At 55.7% G+C, this 23495-nt stretch carries 15 protein-coding genes; 7 read left to right on the forward strand and 8 right to left on the reverse strand.

The features are described 5' to 3' along the window. Window positions 1–185: 185 nt before the first annotated feature. The 4 genes from VGM48_RS22465 to VGM48_RS22480 are packed head-to-tail and all read left to right on the forward strand — an operon-like array spanning window position 186 to window position 5756. A complete protein-coding gene (locus VGM48_RS22465; protein ID WP_331582721.1) occupies window positions 186–1037 on the forward strand; it encodes a glycosyltransferase family 2 protein in 852 nt (283 codons plus the stop codon). 2 nt (window positions 1038–1039) lie between these two features. After that, a complete protein-coding gene (locus tag VGM48_RS22470; RefSeq protein WP_331582723.1) occupies window positions 1040–1966 on the forward strand; it encodes a glycosyltransferase in 927 nt (308 codons plus the stop codon). Window positions 1967–1992: 26 nt separating this feature from the next. After that, window positions 1993–3444, forward strand: coding sequence for a capsule assembly Wzi family protein (locus tag VGM48_RS22475; RefSeq protein WP_331582725.1), 1452 nt, complete (start codon window positions 1993–1995; stop codon window positions 3442–3444). Window positions 3445–3461: 17 nt separating this feature from the next. Further along, window positions 3462–5756, forward strand: coding sequence for a GH92 family glycosyl hydrolase (locus VGM48_RS22480; RefSeq protein ID WP_331582727.1), 2295 nt, complete (start codon window positions 3462–3464; stop codon window positions 5754–5756). Between the two features lie 279 nt (window positions 5757–6035). On the opposite strand, the gene VGM48_RS22485 is transcribed toward VGM48_RS22480, so the two are convergent. From VGM48_RS22485 to VGM48_RS22495, 3 genes are all read right to left on the reverse strand, one after another. Continuing rightward, window positions 6036–6518, reverse strand: a complete 483-nt coding sequence (locus VGM48_RS22485; protein ID WP_331582729.1) for a hypothetical protein — start codon at window positions 6516–6518, stop codon at window positions 6036–6038. A gap of 72 nt (window positions 6519–6590) precedes the next feature. Next, on the reverse strand, window positions 6591–7070 hold the full coding sequence (locus VGM48_RS22490; protein WP_331582731.1) for a hypothetical protein: 480 nt from the start codon (window positions 7068–7070) through the stop codon (window positions 6591–6593). A gap of 84 nt (window positions 7071–7154) precedes the next feature. Next, window positions 7155–7646: a hypothetical protein gene (locus VGM48_RS22495; RefSeq protein ID WP_331582733.1), complete on the reverse strand. Its 492-nt coding sequence runs from the start codon at window positions 7644–7646 to the stop codon at window positions 7155–7157. Window positions 7647–7673: 27 nt separating this feature from the next. Here VGM48_RS22495 and dusB point away from each other — a divergent pair, with 27 nt between their 5' ends. The 3 genes from dusB to VGM48_RS22510 are packed head-to-tail and all read left to right on the forward strand — an operon-like array spanning window position 7674 to window position 11623. Next, window positions 7674–8735: a tRNA dihydrouridine synthase DusB gene (gene dusB / locus VGM48_RS22500; protein WP_331582735.1), complete on the forward strand. Its 1062-nt coding sequence runs from the start codon at window positions 7674–7676 to the stop codon at window positions 8733–8735. A gap of 48 nt (window positions 8736–8783) precedes the next feature. After that, window positions 8784–10214 carry a glycoside hydrolase family 30 protein gene (locus tag VGM48_RS22505; protein WP_331582737.1) on the forward strand — a complete coding sequence of 477 codons (1431 nt, stop codon included), beginning with the start codon at window positions 8784–8786 and terminating at the stop codon, window positions 10212–10214. After that, the gene (locus VGM48_RS22510; protein WP_331582739.1) at window positions 10211–11623 is read left to right on the forward strand and encodes a glycoside hydrolase family 30 protein; all 1413 of its coding nucleotides are present in this window, start codon (window positions 10211–10213) and stop codon (window positions 11621–11623) included. The genes VGM48_RS22505 and VGM48_RS22510 overlap by 4 nt, the downstream gene beginning before the upstream one ends. 32 nt (window positions 11624–11655) lie before the next feature. Here the strand turns inward: VGM48_RS22510 and VGM48_RS22515 are convergent, their stop codons facing one another. The 5 genes from VGM48_RS22515 to VGM48_RS22535 all read right to left on the reverse strand — a co-directional run bounded on the left by VGM48_RS22515 (window position 11656) and on the right by VGM48_RS22535 (window position 23383). After that, window positions 11656–13074 carry a SusD/RagB family nutrient-binding outer membrane lipoprotein gene (locus VGM48_RS22515; RefSeq protein WP_331582740.1) on the reverse strand — a complete coding sequence of 473 codons (1419 nt, stop codon included), beginning with the start codon at window positions 13072–13074 and terminating at the stop codon, window positions 11656–11658. Between the two features lie 8 nt (window positions 13075–13082). Further along, window positions 13083–16118 (reverse strand): SusC/RagA family TonB-linked outer membrane protein, encoded by a 3036-nt coding sequence (locus tag VGM48_RS22520; protein ID WP_331582742.1) that lies wholly within the window; start codon window positions 16116–16118, stop codon window positions 13083–13085. A 47-nt stretch (window positions 16119–16165) separates the two neighbouring features. After that, window positions 16166–17953 (reverse strand): DUF885 family protein, encoded by a 1788-nt coding sequence (locus VGM48_RS22525; protein WP_331582744.1) that lies wholly within the window; start codon window positions 17951–17953, stop codon window positions 16166–16168. Window positions 17954–18059: 106 nt separating this feature from the next. Next, the gene (locus VGM48_RS22530) at window positions 18060–20726 is read right to left on the reverse strand and encodes a DUF5695 domain-containing protein (protein WP_331582747.1); all 2667 of its coding nucleotides are present in this window, start codon (window positions 20724–20726) and stop codon (window positions 18060–18062) included. Beyond that, the gene (locus VGM48_RS22535) at window positions 20711–23383 is read right to left on the reverse strand and encodes a glycoside hydrolase family 127 protein (protein WP_331582749.1); all 2673 of its coding nucleotides are present in this window, start codon (window positions 23381–23383) and stop codon (window positions 20711–20713) included. The genes VGM48_RS22530 and VGM48_RS22535 overlap by 16 nt, the downstream gene beginning before the upstream one ends. Window positions 23384–23495: the final 112 nt, after the last annotated feature.

A 23495-nucleotide genomic window follows, 5' to 3' on the forward strand; every position in this document is an offset into this window, starting at 1 on the left:
TATGGCAAGCAGCATTGGCACATTTTTCGCGAAATGGAGAAAACAAAAGATAGGCCAAAAGCAATTTTTGAGCGGCTTTTTGGCCATTTAGTTGGAAATGAGGTATATTCGCCTATTCTTCTGCTTCTCCACTGGTAGTGAGCAGGGCGTAGCCTGCGAGTCCCTCTTCCTTTTTAATTTTTATAATGATTTACATCGTCATCCCTGTCTATAATAGATGGGCTTACACAAAAGCGTGCCTGGAAAGTCTCCGGCGGCAGACGAATAAAAAATTTGTCACCGTCGTCGTCGACCATGGTTCAGAAGACGGTACGGCCGCAAATATCGCCGCGGAGTTTCCGGATACGGTCGTTTTGAAAGGCGACAAGAGCATGTGGTGGACATCCGCCACCAACTTAGGCGTACGCTATGCCTTGCAACACCAGGCCACGCATATTCTGACCCTCAACAACGATCTCCGCGTCGGCGAAGAGTATCTCGCCGCACTCCGGGAAGCCGCCGCGGCCAATCCGCGCGCGATCATCGGCAGCGTATCACTGAACATCGATGCGCCGGAACAGGTTGTCTTTGCTGGAGTTAGATGGAGTCCGTGGAATTCGAAATATCGAAATCCGATACCCGTGGACATGAACTACTCACAGCTGAAAGCCCGGGTCTTAAATATTCCTTCCAATCTCCTGCCCGGAAGAGGGACCCTGATCCCGGAAGCCGTTTTCAGGGAGATCGGCCTCTTCGATGATGAGATTTTTCCCCACTATATGGCGGACGAGGATTTTTCTCTGCGGGCGGTAAAAGCCGGCTACTCCTTGTTAGTCAACACGCGCTGCGTGGTGTTCAGCCATGTCGCGGCAACCGGACTCGCCGAAAAGAAGAAAAAGGGGCTTTCTTACCTCAGAGAAAGTTTCACCTCAAAAAAATCCCCGAGCAAATTATCCGTCCGCTGGAACTGGGCGTCGAGACATGGGAAGATCCCGATATTCTATTTTTTTATGGATTTCGGCAGAGTATTTGTTTCACAGTTATTTAAGAGCTTCTGAGCATGAATAATAAGATCAGGGATAATGCGCCGGTCCTTTTATTTACTTTTAAAAGGCTGGATACATTGAAGCACACGGTTTCAAATCTTCAGCAAAACGCTCTTGCAAAAGAAAGTGATCTGATCATCTTTTCCGATCAGGCACTGGTCGAAGCGGACACAGCGAAGGTGGCAGCGGTAAGGACGTATATCAAGACGATCGCCGGATTCAAATCGATCCGGATCGTCGAAGCGCAGCAAAACACCGGACTGGCGAATTCCATCATCAACGGAGTGAGCAAAATGCTCGATCAATATGGCAAGGTCATCGTCCTCGAGGACGATCTGCTGACGACGCCAAATTTTCTTTCCTTTATGAACCAGGCACTGGATGACTATCAGCACGAAGATGCCGTATTCTCCATCTCCGGTTATTCTTTCGATCTCGCCGTGAAAAAAGGGCCTTCCGCCCCCGATGCCTACTTCCTCAACCGGGGTTGGTCGTGGGGTTGGGGCACCTGGAAAGATCGCTGGCGCCATGTGGATTGGAATATGCAGGATTATCGTTCCTTCTCCACCGATCCTTTTGCAAAAAAGAAATTTGCACAGGGAGGCTCGGATCTCAACGGGATGCTCCGCCGGCAGATGCAGGGGAAACTGGACAGCTGGGCCATCCGCTGGTTCTATCATCAGTTGAAAACCGGCGGTCTCACCTTGTATCCGGTCTTGTCCAAAGTGTACAATGACGGCTTCGACGAGATGGCGACCCATACCCGGGGATCGAATAGCCGCTACCAGCCAATGCTGGACGATACCGGCCGGGACGTCTTCCGGTTGCCTGAAGAAATTCAGATCGATCCCGCCTATCAGCGAAAGTTCCAGGGAAAGTTGGGCGTTCCCGCAAGGATCCTTTCGCGCATCCAAACGATCATCGACAAAATAATCAAATAGCCGCTTCATCATTATTATCAATTCCTGTGAAACCTATTTTGCTCATAGCTTTTTTATCGATGGCCGTCCTGCCTGCCATGTCGCAGACCGGCGGCTTCTCGCCATATATTTCCGTCGGCGGCGCATTGACCACCAACGGCCATGTACCCTTTTGGCTCCGGTCGGATAAATATGGAAGTATCCCGCCCGCAGGGACCTCGGGCAATGTGATCGTCGGTTTTCACAAAAAGTATGACAGTGCGGGCCTCCGGCTCTTCGACTGGGGTTCCTCTTTCGAACTCCGGACCAACGCAGGCTCCACCGTCCATGCCGAACTGATCGAAGGCTACCTGAAGGCCCGGCTGTGGATCTTCGAGGCAAGAGCCGGGCGGTCGAAAGATTTTATCGGGCTCGTGGACAGCACCCTCTCCAGCGGCTCGTTCGCGATCTCGGGAAATGCGCTGGGCGTCCCCAAGGTGGAGCTCGCGATCCGCGACTATTATGTCCTGCCCGTTCTCGGCGGGATCTTCGCGGTGAAAGGCAATTTCTCCTATGGATGGATCGGCACCGTGCCGGTGAGGGATAGCAACGTGAGACAGGCAAACGCCCTGTTAAGCACCGAATCGGTGTATGGCCGGTTCGGAAAAGCAGACTGGAGACTGAAACTTCATCTGGGGATCAACCACGAGATCATGTGGGGCGACGAACGCCGGCTGAACGGGCGGGGATACCGCTTGACCCCTTTCCAGACCTATAAATATGTGGTGCTCGGCAAGACCTATGCCGGCTCGAAGGTCGGCAATCATCTCGGCTCCATCGATCTCGGCGCGGAATACGAGACGGACGGCGTTCGCATCATGGTCTACCGGCAGAACTTCTATGATGAAGGCGCGCTATATCATCTGGCCAACATCGCCGATGGGCTCAACGGGATCAGCATCACCAACAAACAGGATGAAAGCGCCTATCACGTCCGATGGCGGAAATTCGTCGCCGAATTCTTTTACAGCAAGAACCAGGCGGGATATCCCTGGTCGAAACGAACGGCCTCAGGCGATGAGAACTACTATAACAACTATCAGTATACCCAGGGCTGGTCGTATAAGGGACTGGGAATGGGTAACCCGTTCATCACGCCCTATCCCTCCACCCGGAAAGGACTCGTCAATGACCCGACGGATTATTTCAACAACAACCGCGTAGCCGCTTTTTATCTGGGTGCGGAACTTTCGATCGACGATATGGTCGCTACGACGAGACTTTCCTATTCATTCAACTACGGCACCTTCGGTACGAGTCAATATGGGTATTCCACCGGCAATTCCTTTACACCGCCCATCTACGGACTCTGGCAAACGCGGAAACAGTTCTCCGCTTATCTGCGGCTGGCCAAACCGCTCGGCAACGGGCTGACCGCCGGCTTTGAAGGGGCGCTGGATGCGGGTCAGCTGTTCGACCGGTCGGCCGGGCTGACCCTCAGTCTCTCCAAAACGTTTTGATCCCCTATATTTGCAGGATGCGACGTCTCCTCCCACTCGTTCTGCTTTTTCCCGTATTATCATTGCAAGCCCAAACCGGCCAATCTGCCGGTGACAACCTCATTCAATATGTGCGGCCGATCATCGGCACCCAGCGGATGGGCCATGTCTATCCCGGCGCCACCGTGCCTTTCGGCGCCGTGCAGCTGAGCCCGGATACTGACACCATTCCCTATGAGATGAATGGCAAGTACAACCCCGATGTCTATAAATACTGCGCCGGCTATCAATATGACGACAAGACCATCGTCGGCTTCAGTCATACCCATTTTAGCGGCACGGGCCACTCCGATCTGGGGGACTTCCTGATCATGCCCACAACGGGAGACCTGAAGTTGAATCCCGGCACAGCCAACCAACCCCACAGCGGCTTCCGCTCTGCGTTCAGCCATGCCACGGAAACGGCGGAGGCCGATTACTACAAGGTAAAGCTGGATGACTATAATATCCTCGCCGAACTGACCACGACGACGCGGGTGGGTTTTCATCAGTATACTTTTCCGGCAACGGATAAGGCGCATATCATCCTGGACCTGATGCACGGCATATATAATTATGAGGACAAAAATGTATGGACCTATGTACGGGTCGTAAACGATACCCTTGTCACCGGTTACCGGGAAACAAACGGCTGGGCCCGCACCCGCACGGTCTATTTCGCAATGACCTTCTCCAAACCGTTCTATCAGTACGGCGCCCGGAAGTATGACCGGCGACAGGTCTATCGCGGGTTCTGGGGACATTTCGACCAGAACCACAATTTCCCCGAGCAGGCCGGCCGGCAGATCAGGATGTATTTTGATTTCAAAACACAGGAAGGGGAGAAGGTGAAAGTCAAATTCGCCCTTTCCCCCGTGAGCAGCGAAGGCGCCCTGCTGAACCTGCGGACCGAGACTCCGGGCTGGGATTTCGAGGCAGTCAAACGCCAGGGCCAGGAGGCATGGAATAAAGAACTCGGGAAGGTCGTCATCGATGCCGGCCAGGAAGAAAAAGAGAATTTTTATACGTCGATGTACCATGCCTTTATCAACCCCACCGTCTATATGGATGTCGATGGCCGCTATCGCGGGCTTGACCAGCAGGATCACAAGGCCGACGGTTTTGTCAACTATACCACTTTTTCACTCTGGGATACCCATCGCGCGCTGCATCCCCTTTTCAATATCCTGCAACCCACCCGCAATGCCGATATGATCCGGAGCATGCTGGCGCATTACAGCCAGAGCGCCGAACACATGCTGCCCATCTGGTCGCATTACGCAAATGAGAACTGGTGCATGTCCGGCTACCATTCGGTTTCGGTTATCGCCGACGCGATCGTCAAGGGGAACGCACCCTTCGACGCCAACCAGGCGCTCGACGCCTGTATCGCCACTTCCACCCGGCGAAGCTTCGAGGGCATCGGCGCGTATATGGATAGGGGATATATCCCCTCCGAACAGGATGGGGTCTCGGTCTCTTCCACGCTGGAATATGCTTATGATGACTGGTGTATCGCACAGGCGGCAAAGAAACTGGGGCGGATGGATGTGTATGAAACCTACATCAAACGGTCGGGGAACTATAAGAACGTCTGGGATCCCGGCATCGGCTATATGCGGCCGCGGCTCAGTGACGGCAGCTTCCGTAAGGACTTCGACGTGCTCAGCACAAACGGCCAGGGTTTTATCGAAGGAAACGCCTGGAATTACAGCCTGTATGTGCCGCATGATCCCGCCGCGCTGGTCGCACTCTATGGCGGCAACAAACGCTTCGTACAACACCTGGATTCGCTGTTCACGATGAACCTGCCGGACAAATTTTTCGCCGAGACCGAAGACATCACCCGCGACGGCATCATCGGTAACTATGTCCATGGTAACGAACCGTCCCACCATGTCGCCTACCTCTACAACTGGACGGACCAGCCCTGGAAAACCCAGGAGCGGGTGCGGATGATCCTGAAGAAGCAATACAAGCCGGCGCCGGATGGGCTTGGCGGAAATGACGACTGCGGCCAGATGAGTGCCTGGTATATCTTCACTGCCCTGGGCTTTTATCCCGTGGCGCCGGGTTCGGTGGATTATTCCCTGGGCAGCCCGGCCATCAACAAAGCGGTGATCCGGTTGGAAAATGGGAAGACATTTACCATCGAGGCTGATAATCAAAGTGATAAGAACGTTTACGTAAAGAAGGTCACCCTAAACGGGCAACCTTTGACAGGCCACATCCTTACACATCAGCAGATTATGAATGGAGGAAAACTGATATTCTATATGAGTGGAAAACATTAGATCCGTCTTTTTCCACTTGCAGATATCCCGTTTTTTTCATATATTGAGTATGTGGAATTGATATTTGTCAAATAAAATCCCGTCATATGAAAAAAACCACACATTCCATGCATCTCGGCGAAGCCGCACAAACCATCGCACTGGCGATCGCCTTCCTGGGTCTGGTCATGTTCTTATCGTACCTCTTTATTTCCGGCAATAGCTAAGGGCCGATGACGACCTATACATCTATCCGGCCGGCTCGCAAGAGCCGGCCTTTTCAATTGCGGACGGCTGAGATCATTCCTTCGAGTAGGTAGTAGTGAACTTTCCTCCGGTGACGACAATGCTGTCATTGGCGTTGAGGTCGTTGATGAGGGTCCCGCTAAAAGTTCCGGCGATGCTGTGGACCGTGGTATCAAACTGGCTGAAGGTGACGACGGCATGACCATTGCCGGAGAACGCGTCATAAGACTTGCTGCCGCTGCGGGTATAGTAGGAGAGTTGCCAGGGGCTGTTATCCGTAGAGATAGGCTGGCCGGTGGGTTCGGGATAGGGTAGGTTGAGCTGGATGAAGGTGGAGTCGCTTGCCGCGGGGACGACGCCGAGGATGGTGACCGCCTCCAGGGTCTGGAAATAGGTGGCGAAGACGAGGTTGGCGTTGACGGCGGAAGATCCGGTAACGGCGGAGAGGGTCCCCTGGGAATGGTTGTTGTTGCCGGAATTTTTGGAACAGCCGGTGACAGCGAAGAAAAGCAGTAGGCCGGGGACGGTATAGCGCATTTTTTTGGGGGTAAAGATAAACGAAAAGGCCGGCGGGTGCCGGCCTTTAGTCGTTATTTAGGAAATGTTTAGTTACTGTTCGGTGTATGCGGTGTTGAACTTGCCATTGATGACCGAAATGCTGTCTTTGTCGTTGACCGAGTTGTACAGCGTTCCGGAAAAGGTTCCGGCAATCTTGTGGTTGACGGAGTCCAGCGTGGTCACCGTCACGGTTGCCGTACCAATACCGTACGCCGAATAGTAATCCTTGGTGGCGGTAAAGTAATCCATGGTGACGAGGCCGCTGTTGTCCAGAACCTTATTGAGGGTAAACGGCGTGCCGATCGTGATGTCCAGCAAGACAGAATCCTTGCCGTTGACACCCAGGCCGCCGAGGTCGAAATACCCGTTGGCTGCGTAGTGGGCAGCAGCGGTTCTAACGGGATTGAAAGCGGCTCCGCCGATAGTGGCCGAAACGGCTGCGGAACTATTATCGTTGCTTTTTTTACAGCTGGCAAATACGGCGAGGAGGGTTACTGCGGAAAGGGCAAAAAGAAGGTGTTTAGACTGCATAGTCAGGTTTTTTTTATAGGAATGAATTTACCCGCTAAAAACGCGCTCCCATCCGCTTTATTGCCGTTCCAACCGGCCCGCCGGCTAAAAATTATTCACCACGGAATACGTCGCGTCGAAGCTGCCGTTGGTCATGGCCAGGCTATCGCGGTTACTCGTGGCAAACAGGGTCCCCGAGAAGTTGCCGGCGATCTTGTGATTCACCGAGTCAAGGGAAATGACCTTGCAGGACAGCGGTCCCGAGCCCGGACCCGAGAGATATTTCTTCCCCGCGTACTGGTAAGTGATAGCGGCCTTGCCGGACGTTCCCAGGTCCGTATTGAGAGAGAAAGGAGCGGTCAGAACGAGCGTGAAAAGGGCGGAGTCCCCGTTATTGATGGTCGAGCCGCCGAGGATATACGTGCGGCTGAGGGTTCCGTAAATGGCGTTGTTGACGCCGGGTTTAAAGAAGGAACCGCCGATGGTGGCCGAAAGGACGATGGAGTTGGAAGAATTGTTGTCGTCTTTGTTCTTTTTGCAACCGGCGGCCACGATAAAAAGGGTCGTCGCGGCGAGGAAGAGGGTGTTCCATTTCATGGGCTATAATTTCCACGAAGATAATCGATGTTAGCTATCTTTGCATCGGTGATAAAAATTGGCAACGATCTGACTTTCAATGAATTTCCACTTCTGCTGGCACCGATGGAAGACGTGAGCGATCCGCCGTTCCGGGCGGTTTGCCGGGCTTTTGGGGCTGATCTCGGCTTTTCGGAGTTTATTTCGAGCCAAAGCCTGGTGAAAGGGGCAATCCATGCCCGGCGCAAGCTGGATATCTTCGAGGCCGAGCGGCCGGTGGGGATCCAGCTGTATGGCGGTGACGAGGACAGCCTTGCCCTTGCCGCCGCGATCGTCGAAGCCACGAACCCTTCGCTGCTCGATATCAACTTTGGATGTCCGGTGAAAGGCGTCGTCGGCAAGGGGGCGGGCGCAGGGGTCCTTCGGGACGTCGGCCTGATGGTGCGCCTGACGGACGCCTGTGTCCGAGCGACGACACTGCCCGTAACGGTGAAAACTCGGTTGGGCTGGGATGAAGGATCGAAGAATATCGTGGAAGTCGCCGAGCGGTTGCAGGATACGGGTATCCGGGCGCTGACCATCCATGGCCGGACACGCTCCCAGCTCTATAAGGGGGAAGCGGACTGGTCGCTGATCGCCGCGGTAAAGAACAATCCCCGGATGCAGATCCCCATCTTCGGCAACGGCGATATCGACAGTGCGGAAAAAGCCGTCGAATACACCAACCGGTATGGCGTGGACGGCATCATGATCGGCAGGGCCGCCATCGGCTATCCCTGGATCTTCCGGGAGATAAAACATTTTCGTCAAACGGGAATGCCGGCCCCTGCCCCTACAGTTGAGGAAAGGGTGGCAGTCTGCCGCATGCACCTGTCGGGAGCACTGCGATTCAACGGTCCAATTCAGGGTCTGAATGAAATGCGCGGGCGGTATGCACATTATCTCAAAGGACTTCCGGGTATCCACGAATATACCCGCCGGCTGGTGCGGCTACCGGATGCCGGCGGCGTCGGGGAATTACTGCAGGAGATAGAAGCGGAATACCGGGGTTATGTGACGGAACCCGAACCGATCCGCCTCGTGGATTATCACAGCAACTGCTCGTTGTAGGGTTGGGAAAACAACCCTAACTTCGCCGGGCAACCAAAAAACATACACGTGTTCAAAACGAAAAGCCTGCTGCTGGCTGCGACCCTGATCGGATCGGTCGCGATGGGCCAGCAACGATCGGTTACGGTCTTTACGACTGCCGCCAACACCAAATTGAGATTGTCGGAGAGCGCCACGCTACACTTCTCGCCCGCACGCCAGCCGCTCGAGACGGAGCCGTTTGTCCTTGTCGACGCCTCGGCGCCTTTTCAATCGATCCTGGGGATCGGCGGCGCACTGACGGATGCCTCGGCGGAGACCTTCGCCAAACTCCCGAAAGACAAGCAGCAGCAACTGCTTACCGCCTATTATAGCCTCGGGACCGGTATCGGGTATACGCTTGCCCGGACCAATATCCAGAGCTGTGATTTCTCAAGCGGCAGCTATAGCTACGTCTCCGACAACGACGCGGCCCTGAAGACCTTTAGCGTAGCCCACGACGAACGATACAAGATACCGCTGATCAAACAGGCAATGGCCGCTGCGGGTGGAAAGCTGAAGCTGTTCGTCTCCCCCTGGAGTCCGCCTGCTTTCATGAAGGACAACAACAGCGTCACCGGCGGCGGAAAGCTGAAACCGGAGTTCGCACAGGCCTGGGCCAATTTCTATGTGAAGTTCATCAAGACCTATGAAGCAAAAGGGATCCCGGTTTGGGGACTGTCGGTACAGAACGAGCCGATGGCCAAACAGAAATGGGAATCCTGTATCTATACAGCCGAAGACGAGCGCGATTTTATCAAGAACTTTCTCGGACCCACGCTGGCAAAGTCAGGGCTGGGAGACAAGAAGCTCATCGCCTGGGATCATAATCGCGATCTGATCTATCAACGCGCGAGCACCATCCTGGAAGACCCGGCCGCCGCCAAATATGTCTGGGGCATCGGCTTTCACTGGTACGAGACCTGGACAGGCGGTCCCATGCAGTTCAATAACGTGGCGCTGACCCATCAGGCCTTCCCCGGAACGAACCTGATCTTCACGGAAGGCTGCAAGGAGAAGTTCTCCTTCGACAGCCTCCAGGCCTGGTCGCTCGGCGAAAGATATGGCTACTCGATGATCAACGACTTCAACGACGGGGCGACGGCGTGGACCGACTGGAATATCCTCCTCGATGAGAAAGGCGGTCCCAACCATGTCGGTAACTTCTGCTTTGCACCGGTGCATGCCGACACCCGTACCGGTCAACTGATCTACACCAATGCCTTTTACTATATCGGGCATTTCTCAAAATTCGTTCGCCCCGGTGCAAGACGGATCGCGAGCTCCTCCAACCGGGCGCAGTTGCAAACCACGGCTTTTGTGAACAAAGACGGGAGTATCGTTGTCATTGTCATGAATACGACGGACGAACGGATGCCTTATCAACTGATCATGAAAGGACAGTCGGCCGCTTCCGAAAGTCTGCCGCATTCTATCGCCACGTTAATCATTAAAAAATGAGACCTGTTCTGAGATCGACCCTGATGACCGTTGCCTTCGGCTGCGCCATGGGAACCCTTTCCGCACAAAAAGACCGGCCGGTAGCCATCTGGCTCACCGATCCGGCCCATTCTGTTTTCTTTCAGCGACAACCCGAACTACCGATGGCCAGGCAGGACCTCGTTGCTTCGGACCCGGTGATCACCCTGGACGAAAAAAAAACCTTTCAGCATGTCGACGGTTTTGGCTGGGCCCTGACGGGCGGCAGCGCGCAGCATCTCATGAAGATGAGCCCGGCCGCGCGGAACGCCCTGTTAAGAGAGCTGTTCACCACCGACAGCAACCATATCGGGGGTAGCTACCTGCGCGTAAGCATCGGCGCCTCCGATCTCAACGACCACGCCTTCTCTTACGACGACCTGCCCGCGGGCAAGACGGATACCCCACTCGCGCACTTCGACCTGGGCCCGGACAAGAACGATGTGATCCCCATATTACAGCAGATCATCGCCATCAACCCCGAGATAAAGATCCTCGGTTCGCCCTGGTCGGCGCCGGCATGGATGAAGAACAACCATGACACCCGCGGTGGCAGCCTGTTGCCCCAGTACTATCGCACCTACGCCAACTACCTCGTGAAATATATCCTGACGATGCAGCAGCAAGGCATCGGCATCAACGCGATAACCGTACAAAACGAGCCGCTGCATCCGGGGAACAACCCCAGCATGTATATGCCCGCGGTGGCCGAAGCAGCCTTCGTCAAAGTTCTCGGTCCCGCCATCGAACAGGAAAGGCTGGATACAAAGATCATCGTCTATGATCACAATGCGGACCGCCCGGACTACCCCGATTCCATCTACCGGGATGCCGAAGCGGCGAAATGGGTCGACGGCGCGGCCTTTCATCTCTATGGCGGCAAGATCGAAGCCCTCACCCCCCTCCACGATTCCTTCCCGGATAAAAACCTCTATTTCACGGAGCAATGGGTCGGCGCACCCGGCGATCCCGCCCGCGACATCCCCGAAAATATCGACAAGCTGATCGTCGGGGCGATGCGCAACTGGTGCAAGACGGTGATCGAATGGAACCTTACATCAAACCCCCAGCTGGAACCGCATACCGACCGCGGCGGATGCGATCGTTGTCTGGGCGCCGTGACGCTCGACGGCGATGTAGTAAAACGCAACCCAGCCTATTATATCATCGCCCACGCGGCCAAGTATGTCCGGCCGGGCTCGGCGCGGATCGTAAGTAATTCGGACGAGCAGCTGCCCAATGTCGCCTTCCGGACACCGACGGGCCAGGCAGTGCTGATCGTGCTGAACAATACAAAGGATACAAAAGGATTCTCAATCGAGTTAAAAGGAAAGCGACTGCACACGACGCTGAATAGCGGCGCAGTCGCGACCTACGTTTTCCAATTATAAAAGAAAAGGGCCGCTGGTGCGGCCCTTTTCTTTTATTGTCCATCCCACCAGACCCGGTCGGTGAATTGTGCCGACTGTTGGGGTTGGGGATTGGTGTTCAATTCGGATTGCGGGTAGATCAGCCGGCGCGGAATGCCCGCCGTCTGCGCATTCGGAACGATGGTCAGCGCGGGCCAGCCCGTACGGCGCCAGTCATTGTAATTCTCCGGCGACAGCATATGGGCGATGCGTTTCTCTTCGATGATCCGTTGCAGGGCATTACCCGCCGTGAGCGTACCGCGGGACGCGAGATACGTCGCGATATCCCCCGAAGCCACGCCGATCTTCGTCATATTGTTCGTGATCGCGGCCGTATAGAAGGGCTGCGCGGCAGCGGCGCCGGTGACCAGCCAGTTGGCTTCCGCCTGGATGAACTGCACCTCGGTGTAAGGTAGGATATACTGCGTGGCATCGATTGCCGCATAGTAGTCCCCGATAGAGGAGTAATCGTCCAGGTTGCCGATCGACGGAGTCCCGATCGCCCGGCCCGTATAGAGACCGGTATTCTTGGACTTGGTGATCACGAAGGGCAGCCGCGGGTCATTGCGATTGACCAGCGTGTCGACGATGGCCGAAGAAGCGCAAAGGGTCGAATACGGCAGCATGATGGTGTACCACGCGCTTTGTGACGTCGCGCCGCCGGGATAGTCGAATTTCCAGTCGTCGCCGTTCGCCGTCATCCCGTTCTGCAAGGCCGTCAGCGCCAGCTGCGCCTGTGCCACCGCCGTATGCCCCGGCGCTTTCGTAAGATGCATATAATACCTCGCCTTCAGGCTATAGGCCAGCTTTACCCATTGAGGCATTTTTCCGCCGTAGAAATAGTCGTCGGCGCCCACTTTTAACCCCTGACTCTTCCCGATGTTCGCGATGCCGAGGTCGAGCAGGGCCTGGACACTGTCGTAGATGTCTTCCTGCTTGTCATACGTCGGAGTGAGGTTCGATGCCCCATTCAGCGCCTTCGAATAAGGGATATCCCCCCAGAGATCGGTGGTAAACGCCACCACATAGGCCTTGAGGATCTGGGCGATGCCCGTATAGTTCGCATTGCCGTTCTTCTCGCTGATCTGGATCAGCTGCTGCAGGTTCTCCAGCTCCGTGTTATACAGCTGCTGCCAGCTGAGGTTCATATCGGTGCTGACAAAGTAATAGGTGCCATAGTTAAGCGCCACCTGGTTATAACAGATGGTTTGCATAAAGTGATTGGTAAAACTGGCGGCTTCGCCTTCGCCGTCGTTGCCCGCACTGCCGCCGGCGTCGACGCCATGGGCGATGTTCAGCTCGATGGGCGCCAGCAGGATCTTCTCCTGCACCGTCAGCGGGCTGTTGGGATTCTTGTTGACGTCCACGAACTTCTTACAACCCGTCCCTGCCAGGGCCGCGAGGAACGCCGTATATGCTATTATTTTTTTCATGGTGTTTGTTATTTGAAGTTCACGTTGAGGGTCAGGTTAAACGAACGGGAGGTGGGAACAGTGTTGCCATATACCCCCTGCGAACCGTTGCCCGTTCCATAGCTGCTGACCTCGGGATCGGAACCCGTGAACCCCGGTTTATAGATAAAGAGGTTCCGGCCGGTAAGCGTCAGGCTCACCGTGCTGAAAGGCCCCTTGCCAAGCATCTGCGCAGGCAGCTTATAGCCGATCGACGCCGTCCGCAGCTTCAGGTAGGTCCCGCTTTGCATCGCCGCCTCGTAGTTCGTGTTGAGGCGCTGGAAATAGTCCTCGGCATGGACAACCTTCGTATTCTGCTGTTTGGTCCCCTGCACAAGGCCTTTTACGACGAGGTCCTGCCGGTTCTGCGTGACCAGCGGCGTCCCATAGAAATAGCCATACCGGTCATCGGAATTGAGGATATCGCCTCCCTTCCGGTAATCCAGGAAGAAGCCGACGGTCCAGTTCTTAAAAGTGAAGTTGTTGTTCACCCCCGCGAGGAAATCGGGTTGCAGGTTGCCGATGATCTCGTTGTTCTGCGTGGAGATAGGCAAGCCGCTTGCATCGACGATGATCTCATGCGTAGACGAGTCGCGGAGATAGCCGGGGCTATAGAATACGCCATAAGGCTTCCCGAGAAAGGCCCAGGTCTGGCCGATCTGCAGCTGTGGCGTGTTGCCGAAGATCTTGGTGACCTTGTTGCGGATGCGGGTATAGTTCAGCGTCATGTCCCAGGTGAAATTGCGGCTCTTGACCGGCGTGATATTCACCAACGCTTCGATACCCTTATTCGTCATAAAGGCCGCGTTCAGCGTGGTGGAATTGAATCCCGTCGAGGGCGCAATGGGTACACCCTGGGTCAGCAGGTTGTCGTGATTGCGGTTGAAATAGCTGACCTCGAAACCTACGCGGTTGTGGAGGAACTGCATTTCGAGCCCGACCTCCGCTTCCTTGGTGATCTCATTGCGCAGATACGGGTTGCCGAGAGACTGACTGATCAGGAAACCGGCATTACCGCCATAGGGGAAGGCGCCGGCGGACTGGTAGGGCGTAGTCAGCGAATAGGGTCCGACATTGTCGTTACCCACGCTGGAATAAGACACCCGCAGTTTGCCAAAGCTGATGGCGGGCACCTTGATAAGCTCGGAGAAGATAAAGCCGGCGCTGGCCGAGCCGTAAGGATAGAAGTTCTTTTTATCCGCAAGGACCGAAGTGCCGTCATAACGGCCGGTCAGCGACAGGTTGAGGAAGTTCTTGTAGCTGACGTTCGCCTGCCCGTAGAACCCTATCTTCCGGACGCGGTAAAGGGTATCATAACCGGTGATCACCGCCCCATTGGAGATATTGTCGAGGTTGGCGATGGAAATACCCGTTCCCGTCGTACTCTGGGTCTGGGAATAGGTGGACTGAATATTATTCCCCACCAGGAAGCTGACGTCGAAGTCGCCGAAGCCATGGCGGGCCTCAGCGATGAGGTCATTGTTCAACTGCCGGAAGTTCGAACTGTTCTGGATGACCCGGCCCGTAGTCACGAGGGCCGTACTGGGGGCCTCGTAATAATCCGGCTGCTCCGTGTACGTGTCGGCGCCCCCGCGTTCGGTGATGGTCAGCCAGTTTAACGGCTTGTAAACGACGGTGACGACGGGGATGAAGCGGCTGTTCTTGTTGTTCGTATAAATATTGTGCAGGTCCCAATAAGGATTGTTGCGGCTCAGCCGGAAGACCCGCTGGTTGCCGTTTGCATCGAGATAGGGCAGCGGGTTCCAGGTGGACGGCGAGGTATATACCGTCCAGAGCGGGTCGGTAAGATCATACCCTTCCGGGATGGTATGGCTGGAGGAAAGGCTATAGTTGAGTTGCAGGGTGGCAGTCACCTGGTCGGTGATCTTGTTGGTAAACTTCCCAAAGATGGCGTTTCGTCCGTATTTGGTCGTAGGCACCGTTCCGGTCTGATTCAGGTTGGAATAAGAGAAGAAATAACTGCTCCGGTCCGTTCCGCCGCCGACACTGACCGTATTGGTCCAGGTGTGGCCTGTCGTGAAGAAGGCCTTTAGCGGGTCCTTATAATAGGAAAGCAGACCCACACTGCGCAGGCTGTCGATCGACGGACCCCAAACCGCGCTGGTCTTCTTCGTGTCCCCGTCAAAGTATACGCCACGGTCACCCAGGGCATACCTGGTCTGCATCTTCGGGAGGATGGGGTTTTCGAAGGAGTACTGCGAGTTGACCATCACTTTCGGCTTGCTGTTGATAGCGCCGCCCTTTGTGGTGATCAGGACCACGCCACGGGCCGCGGCCGAGCCATAGAGCGCGGAGGCCGCCGATCCCTTCAGGACGTTGATGCTCTCGATCGTATTGGGGTCGATATCGGACAGCCGGCTCGTGCCGCTGCCGCTTCCACTGGGGTTGCCGGTCTGATCGTTATTGATGGGGATCCCGTCAAGAATGATCAACGCTTCGTTGTTCCCCAGCAGCGAGCTGTTACCCCGGATGACGATCCGCGAGGAAGCACCGGGCTGACCGCTGGACGCCGTGATCTGAACTCCCGACACCTTACCCGTCAACGCATTGAGCACCCCCGTCTCTTTGGAGGCCGAGAGCGCCGCGCCCGTCACCTGCTGGGTGCTGTAGGTAAGTTCTCTTTTCTCGCGCTTGATGCCAAGGGCCGTGACCACCACCTCATTGAGGCTGTTGTCCCTCGGCTTGACCTTGATGTCGTAATTGTCGGTCTCACCGACGGTGATCTCGCGGGGTTCGATACCCACGGAAGTGACGATAAGGACGGCATTGTTTTTTACCGTCAGACTGAAATTCCCTGCCGCATCGGTGGCAGTCCCACGTCGGCTGTCTTTTTCGCGGACCGTGGCGCCGGAGACAGGATTACCCGCCTCATCGGTCACCTTCCCGGTGATCTTTTTTGTCTGCGCGGCCGCGGGAATGGCGGCCAGACAGAGGAGCAGCACCAACAGCAGCGGCCACCGGCGTACAACCTGCCGGCAGCGGTTGGATTGTTTTGGTTGATTCATACCTTTTTTGTTTGGCGTTAATAATTAGGTCAGAGAGGAGTGTTCAACTACTTAAGGTTCATGTCATCATAGAATCGCCATTTGGCGGTATAGTCCTTGTCGAGTGGTTGCTTGGTCAGGATAGCCCGGATCATCTCGATGGGCATGGCATTCAGACTCATCACGTCATCGTGGTACTCCTTGTAGGTCATCTTGCCGCTGTCGACAAGTTCCTTTTTCAAGGCGTAGAATTGCCTGCCGCCCGTGAGATAAGCCAGTTGGTAGAGTGGGGGGTAACGGTCTTCGAACGACCGGCGCACCTCGCCCGCGGCATTGGCCCGCTCATGCCCTACACGGTCAACGAGGAAATCGATACATTGCTCCGGTGTCCATTTTCCGAGATGGTAATTGAGAGAAAAGATGATCCGCGCACAGCGGTGCATATGCCAGAAGAGCATCCCCACGCGGTCTTCCGGCGTCTTGGGGAATCCCATATCCCACAGCAGCAATTCCCAGTAGAGCGACCAGCCCTCGGTCCAGAACCCCGATCCGAAATTCCGGTAGGTGCGGTGCCGCGCGTTGGCAAAGGCCTCGAGGTTGTGACCCGCGATCAGTTCATGATGCACCGTCGCACGCGACAGATAGGGGTTGTTGCCACGCATGCTCATGAGCCGGTCATCTTCTTCCATGGTATTGGTGGGATAGGAGATGCTGATCTCGTTACCGCCGGTGAAGAAGGGGTTGACAAGCTGCCGTTCAGGCGTCATCATGATCATGCCCCAGGTCTCTTCCGCCAGCGGGGGAATGGTCACCAGGTCGTGCTTCTTCAGGAAGTCGACGGACTCGTTGAAAAGCCGGAGGATCATCTCGGGCTGCTGTCCGGGCGGGACATAGCTGTTCTTCACTTTCTCCAGCGCCGCCTTCCAGTTATCCCCAAAACCCATCTCATGACTGGCCTTGAGCATCTCCTTGTCACACCAGGCAAATTCCTTGTTGGCGATGTCGATCAGTTCTTCAGGGGTGTACGGGATCATTTCATATTTCAGCTGCCGCATCAGCTCTTCCCGGCCTACCGGCTGACCGACGATGCCGCTCTTGTCCGGAGCGGTGAATTTGCTGTTCTTCTCCTTGAAAGACGCCGCGTAGGCCGTGAGCGCGTCATCCAGTTCTTTATAGACCTTGGGCATCCACCAGGTGTACAGTGGATCGTACCCGTTGTAAAAATCGTTGATGCTGGTTATGGCTCTTTTGAGATCGGTGATCACCGTTCCGGCTTCGAAGATGGCTTCTCGGTCGAGAGACGAATCGCCGCGCAGTTTCTTTTGCAGGTCGGTGATCGCTTTCTTATAGTCATACCAGTCCTTGGCGAGGAGCTCGGCATTGAGGACATGTCCCCGGCGCCTGAGTTTCTCGATGGCATAGATGCTGTCGGAAAAAGGGAAATAGTTCTTCACCTTCTTATATTGGTTGGCTTCGGTGGCCGACTGCTCGAGTTTCTGGTTCAGGTCGCGCTTGAAAAGGATATAGTCCACCTTGCACTCCTGCTGCAGACCCTTGAAGTCCAGCTTCGCCAGCTTGTCCAGGTATTCATGATACAACGTGTTCAGACGGGCCCTTTTCTCGGGCGACCCGCCATCGGTGGGTACAAAGTTGCCGCCGTTCCGTCCACCATAGAAACTGCTGGTATAGAACCGGACGAGCGCCCGGAGATCGGCATTATAATTCTCCATCAGGTTGGGCATCTCCTGACAGGGGGCATAGGCATTTGGGGAGATCTGGGCGAGGGAGGGGTTGGAATAGAAAAGGAAGAGGAAGAGCAATAGCATTGGATTGAAAATCCACATACATTTTCTCATAGTTCTGATTTAAATGGTTAAAAGCACCGTCCAACCAAATATAATCCCACTAAGCCGATCATCCTGTTTACGGATTGATCGATCCTTTACCAATTTTAACTAAATTCTAATCTAGTCTGACATTTGTCGGCGCTCCCGGTTTAACAGTCACTTCGACATTTTTTGCGGAGCCACCCTTTTTCAGGGCGTTTGAGGGCTCACCTTTCGCCGGCGGGTTTGATGATTCGTGTTTTGTCAGCGTAATAGTCGTGATATGGGTGTCGCCCGACCGGTTCTCGATGGCGAAGCTGATCCCGCCGTCCGGCGTGGCAATGAGAATGGGTTTATCCTTTGCAAAGCCGTCTCTGTCCAACTCCAGATCGAATCCATCGGCCCCGTTGCGGTAGAAGAATCTTGTCCGCAGTCCGTCGCGGGGAATAACGGCCATGCGATGATCCTGCATACTTAGCGTGCCGCCGAGCGCAGTCCACCCGAAAACGGGGTCCTTTGTCAGGATAGTCGCCGCGCTGCGGGTCGCACCGCCATAGCCCAGGTCAACCTCGCCGTCATAATACCAGGGGCCCCGGTCCTGCACCTTTTGTATCCAGGTGTTGGTGTGCTGCTGCGATTCGAAGGCCCAGCCGCTCGCCCCATCGTTGTCCTTCCCCGGATACCAGAAGCCATATCCACTCGCGGCCGTACCCGTATTCATCAGGGCAAACGGCGCAAGATAGGCGGCATAACCAAGCCGCAGGTATTCCGCCGGATCAGCCGCAAAATGCAGGCCATAATCCAGGATGGACCAGCCACCCATCTGGGTCATATAAGTGAGGGTAAAATTATCGCTGCGCCCGCGATAGTCGCTGCCCAGATAATAGTAGGCCGGTTCGATGGAACCCCGCAGGGCGATGTTGGCCGCCATCTGGCGATCCATGAAATTTTTTGCATCGGCTTTGTCGATATGCGGATGCGAGTACCAGCGCTTCAGGTTCTTGTCGAACCAAAGATTGCTGTCCGGCTGCAGGGTGTGGAGGAGCGCGTATTTTGCCAGCGCCTCCGTGGACTCGAAAGCCGTAGCGTCGATCGCGTATTCGGAGCGGAAAGGATAGGGGTCGTCGTAGATGAAGTATTTCACCTTCTTTTCCCATTCGCTGCGCAGGAAGGCCGCATCTTTCGCAAATCCCTCCTTTTCCAGGTCGCGCATCAGCGGCACCAGCAACAGCTCGTTATAGCACCCCCATTTATAGGTCTCATACCAGGGCAGGATCTCGTACGGGTAAAGAAAAAAGGCCTTTGCCGTTTCCTTGGCACGTTCAAGATACCCCTTTGCGTCGAGGTAATGCGTCATGCCGGGGTAGCGCTTGGCTATCTGGTAGAGATGGTAGTACAGCATGACGATATGCGGGTAGTCATAGGACCGCCAGACATGCATCTTGTCCTTGTTGCGGTCGTTGGCATTGCGCTTGCGCAGCGCGGTGTCCCGGTTGACCTTCCAGTTGGGCGTTCCATAAACGCCATAGGGGTAGGGGGTCTCCTTATCGGTGCGCTGGAGCCCGCCCCAGACATAATGCCGGATATAATATTCGAGGCCGTCGATCTCGTGGGGGTTGGGATAGTATAGATTTTTTGCGGCTACAAACGGCGCCTTGTCAAGGGCCGGATCGTCACAGGTGAGGACATAGCTGAGCCGGCTGGTGTCGAAATAATCCGGGTTGTCCGGTCCGCGCAGGACATGATGTTTCATGTCATAGATGGAGAAGAGTCCGTCATACCATTTTGTCCGGTCTTTGTGCTGCTGGTGGTCGACGATAAAGGCCGCGCGCTTTTTATAAAGGGTCTCGAGTGGTTCGGTGACGAAGAATTCGAGATAGGTACGCTCGCCCTCCCCATAGTCGATCGTCAGGCGGTTCTCGCCAAGTCGGCTGAAGTGGATTTTGTAAAGTCTTGTGCCCGGATGGAGTTGCCTTTCCGCGCTGATAGTAGTCGCGGCAGGAAATTCAGCACTGATGGAGCCGATCTTCCGCCGCGTCCGCAGGGCAAGGGTCGCGTCGAGATCATTGGGGACCGTCATACCCGGTGTGACCCGGACATCGATTCCACCCTCGTCGACGATGATATCACGGAGTTCCTGGTAGTTGTTCGCCCAGCGGAAGACAAAATGGTATTGCTTCTGCTCGCCGGCTTTTAAAATAAGTTTCGTGTTGGGCTGCCGCCAGCTGCCGGTCTTGGTAGTGACCGCATGGGCCGAATGGATAAAAACCTGGAACGCGCCGCGGTTCTCGCCCGTTCCCGTGGCGAAATATTCCAGCGAGGTGCCTTGCGTAGGCAGCATGAGGAGATAGGGCCCGACGCCCGTTGGACGCTCCCAGAAGATGAAAGAATTGTTACCCGAGATAAAATGGTGCTTGACGACACGCTGTTCGAATATCTCGGTGGGGTTCTCTCCGCCGCCGCTGTTGTAAGGCAGGGGCAGGGCGAGGTCTTCGATAGTGACGGGATGCGCGCCGGGGTTGCGCAGGCTGATCGTCCAGAGGAGCTTTTGGCCCTTCAGTTCCCAGCGCGTATGGACGAGTTGTTGGCTGGTATCGCTCGCATGGACGACTACGTCGCCAAAAACCCGGCCCTTGCGGACATAGTTGGTCGGATAGCGGTCGCCCGTCTTCCAGATGCCGGCAACTCCGTTTGTAGCCGGCTGGACGGTAAAGGCATCATTCTTCCAAAGCGAGTCCTTTTGCTGGGCGGAGGCCAGCAAAGAAAAGCACAACAGCGGCCAAAGGCCTATTTTTTTATCCATACGATGGAGATGGGCGGCTTATTACCATTTTCAGGAATCGCCGTAGGTGTAAGGCGATTCAACCTTGCATAGTTGGGAACGGCCACCAGCGGTGAGCCATCGGCCCATTGCCCTTTGATCACCATGACACCATGGAGCAGGGTAGGCTCCCACGCGAGGGAAAGCGGCGCCGACCCGATGGGTTGGGTGATATCCTTGTTATCCGCCGCCTCGACATTGTACAGCAAGGGTCCGTAGCGGAGGGCCACTTTGCCGCGATCGGCCTCGATCTTCTCGTCGGCGGTCACCTGCTGGATCTTCATGGGCAGTTCGATATCGACCTTGTCGCCTTTCTTCCAGGTGCGATGGATGACGGCATAACCATGTTCGATCACCGGGTTCATGCGCTGGCCATTCACGCTGAGCGAGACAAGACCGTTCACCTGCGGGGTGGGCGTGTAGAGTTCGGACGTCGTCCGGTTGGGAACACGGACATAGAGGGTAAACGTAGCCGCTTTATCGGGGTTGACCGTCATATCGACCTTGCCACTCCAGGGATAGTCCGTCTTTTGAACCATTTGAACATCCGTTCCGGCGATCTTCTCCACCTTGATCGTACTGCCGGCGAAAAGATTGACATAGAGTCCATCGTCACCGCGGACATAGGTCCAGGTAGGCATCATCAGCAGGGTGCGGGGGATATTGCCGACGCAGCAGGGACAGACATGCCATTCATAACGGGGCTGGGCGCTCGACAAGGCGTTGGTGTAGGTGAAATCCTTGCCGTCCAGCGAGAGAGAACCCAGCAGGGCATTGTACATCGTCTCCTCATAGAGATCGGCATATTTCCCGTCGTGGTACGCCAGGTTCATCTTGTACTCGAAGAAAATGAGCCCGCAGCTGGAGCAGGATTCGCAGTAGGCGTTGTTGCGCAGGGAATAGTCGGGGCCGAAGCCTTCCGAGGTCTCGCCGCTGCCGATGCCGCCGGTGATATAGTATTTCCGGTTGACCATATTGTCCCAGAGCGAATACACGGCGCTCTGGTAATCCACATCCTTCGTCTCGGCCGCCACATCCGCCATCCCCGAATAGGTGTACATCGCGCGCACGGCATGACCCACCGCCTCATATTGTTCCTGAACCGGCACATGGCTCTGATCGTATTCCGTACCGCCATGGCGGTTGTCGAGGAGAAACTTTGCGAGTTTTATATAGGCGTCGCCATGACCCTGGCCTTCCATATCGTTGACGAACCGGCCGAAGCGGACCAGGGCCTGTTCCATCTCCTGGTGACCGTCGAACCAGGCGATCTTACCCGGGCCGATATTCGCTACCCAGCAGTCGGCGAGCTTCTTGGCTGCGTTGTATAGCCGCTTGTCCTTCCCTTCGGTGAGGGTATAATGGTTGATGGCCGATTCGATGAAATACCCCGAGACATAGCCTTCGTGGTTACCCCTGCCTTCAGGCGACCAGCGATGATGCCAGCGGCTGGTGTCGCGAAGCGTCCAGGCCGTTTGCAGATAGCCATCGGGTTCCTGTGCCGCGAGGATGATGGGGATCCATTTTTCGAGGGTGCTCTTCATCCTGGTTTGCGCCGCGATGATGTCGGCATCGCCCTTCGGGTCGACCATCAGGGCTTCGCACATGGCTTCCACGGTCTGGTGGACCCAGGCGTTGGAGAAGACATAGCCCTTGTGTTTGCCGTGAGGCTCGCCTTTTAAGGCCTTGGCTGCTTCGATGAAATTGTCCAACCCGCCTTCACCAGTAGTGAGATCCGTGCGTTCGCACTGTTCGATACACCAGGGGATCCAGTTGGTGATGATGACCTTGGCGCGATCGTTCCAAAGTTTGCTGTCGATGCTGTAATGTTTTGTATAGACGACGTCCAGCCGCTTGGAGGGCGGCGGCGCGACCGCTTTCACGCGGATATTGCCGCTGGTATGGAGGCCGCCCTGCCAGGCCGTAAAGCGGAGCTCATAGGTGCCGGCAGCGGAGAAGGTGGCGGTAGAATAGGCGGCATCGGGTTTGGCGATGCTGACGGTGCCCGGGCCGTTGAGTTTTGTCCATTCGACCTTGGTGATGGGATGGACGCTCCTGGTATGCGCGTCGAGATAGGTCTTGCCGTCGAGCATCACGTCCCGGTCGTCACCGGCTTCCACGATGGGGGCGATGGGTTTGGAATGTTCCGACTCGGCGACGGTCCATTCGTCCAGCGTAGAGTTGTAGCGATCGCTGGAATCCATGACGAGGCGAAGTTTTGTCGTCGTCACCTCGTCGAAGGTCGTGGTGTTATACTTCTGACTTTCGAGGCCGAGGCCGGCGGCATTATGTACAGGCTGGAAGGCGTTACCGTCCCAGTATTCGACGTGATAGTTCGATGGCAGTTTTGCGAGATGATTGAGGTCCCACCAGTAGACGGCGACCTGTTTGGTGGTCACCGGTTGGGCCCACTCATATTGCACCCACTGGTTGGCCTGGCGGGGAGGCCGCGGATAGCGGGAGTTGCCTTTAGGGGTTGGTGTCTCCCCGTCGTTCAGCGTGGTCAGCGTGCCGCTGTTGCGGCCGGAGCCCGTGGCGGTGGCGACGATGGCAAGGTTGCCTTCGGTGGTGGATTGGGCGCTCGCTGACAGGAGACCGGTCGTCAGCAGGAGCGCGGTAAGGATATGGTGCTTGTTCATTCTTAAAAATACGCCGGCAACGCGAAAACCGCTTATCTATAATTCACCGAAACCTGTCTGATTTTGACCAGCGCCGCACCTCAGCCGATGACGACCACCTCGTGGTCGAGGA

The organism is Puia sp. (assembly GCF_036500295.1).
GTDB lineage: Bacteria > Bacteroidota > Bacteroidia > Chitinophagales > Chitinophagaceae > Puia.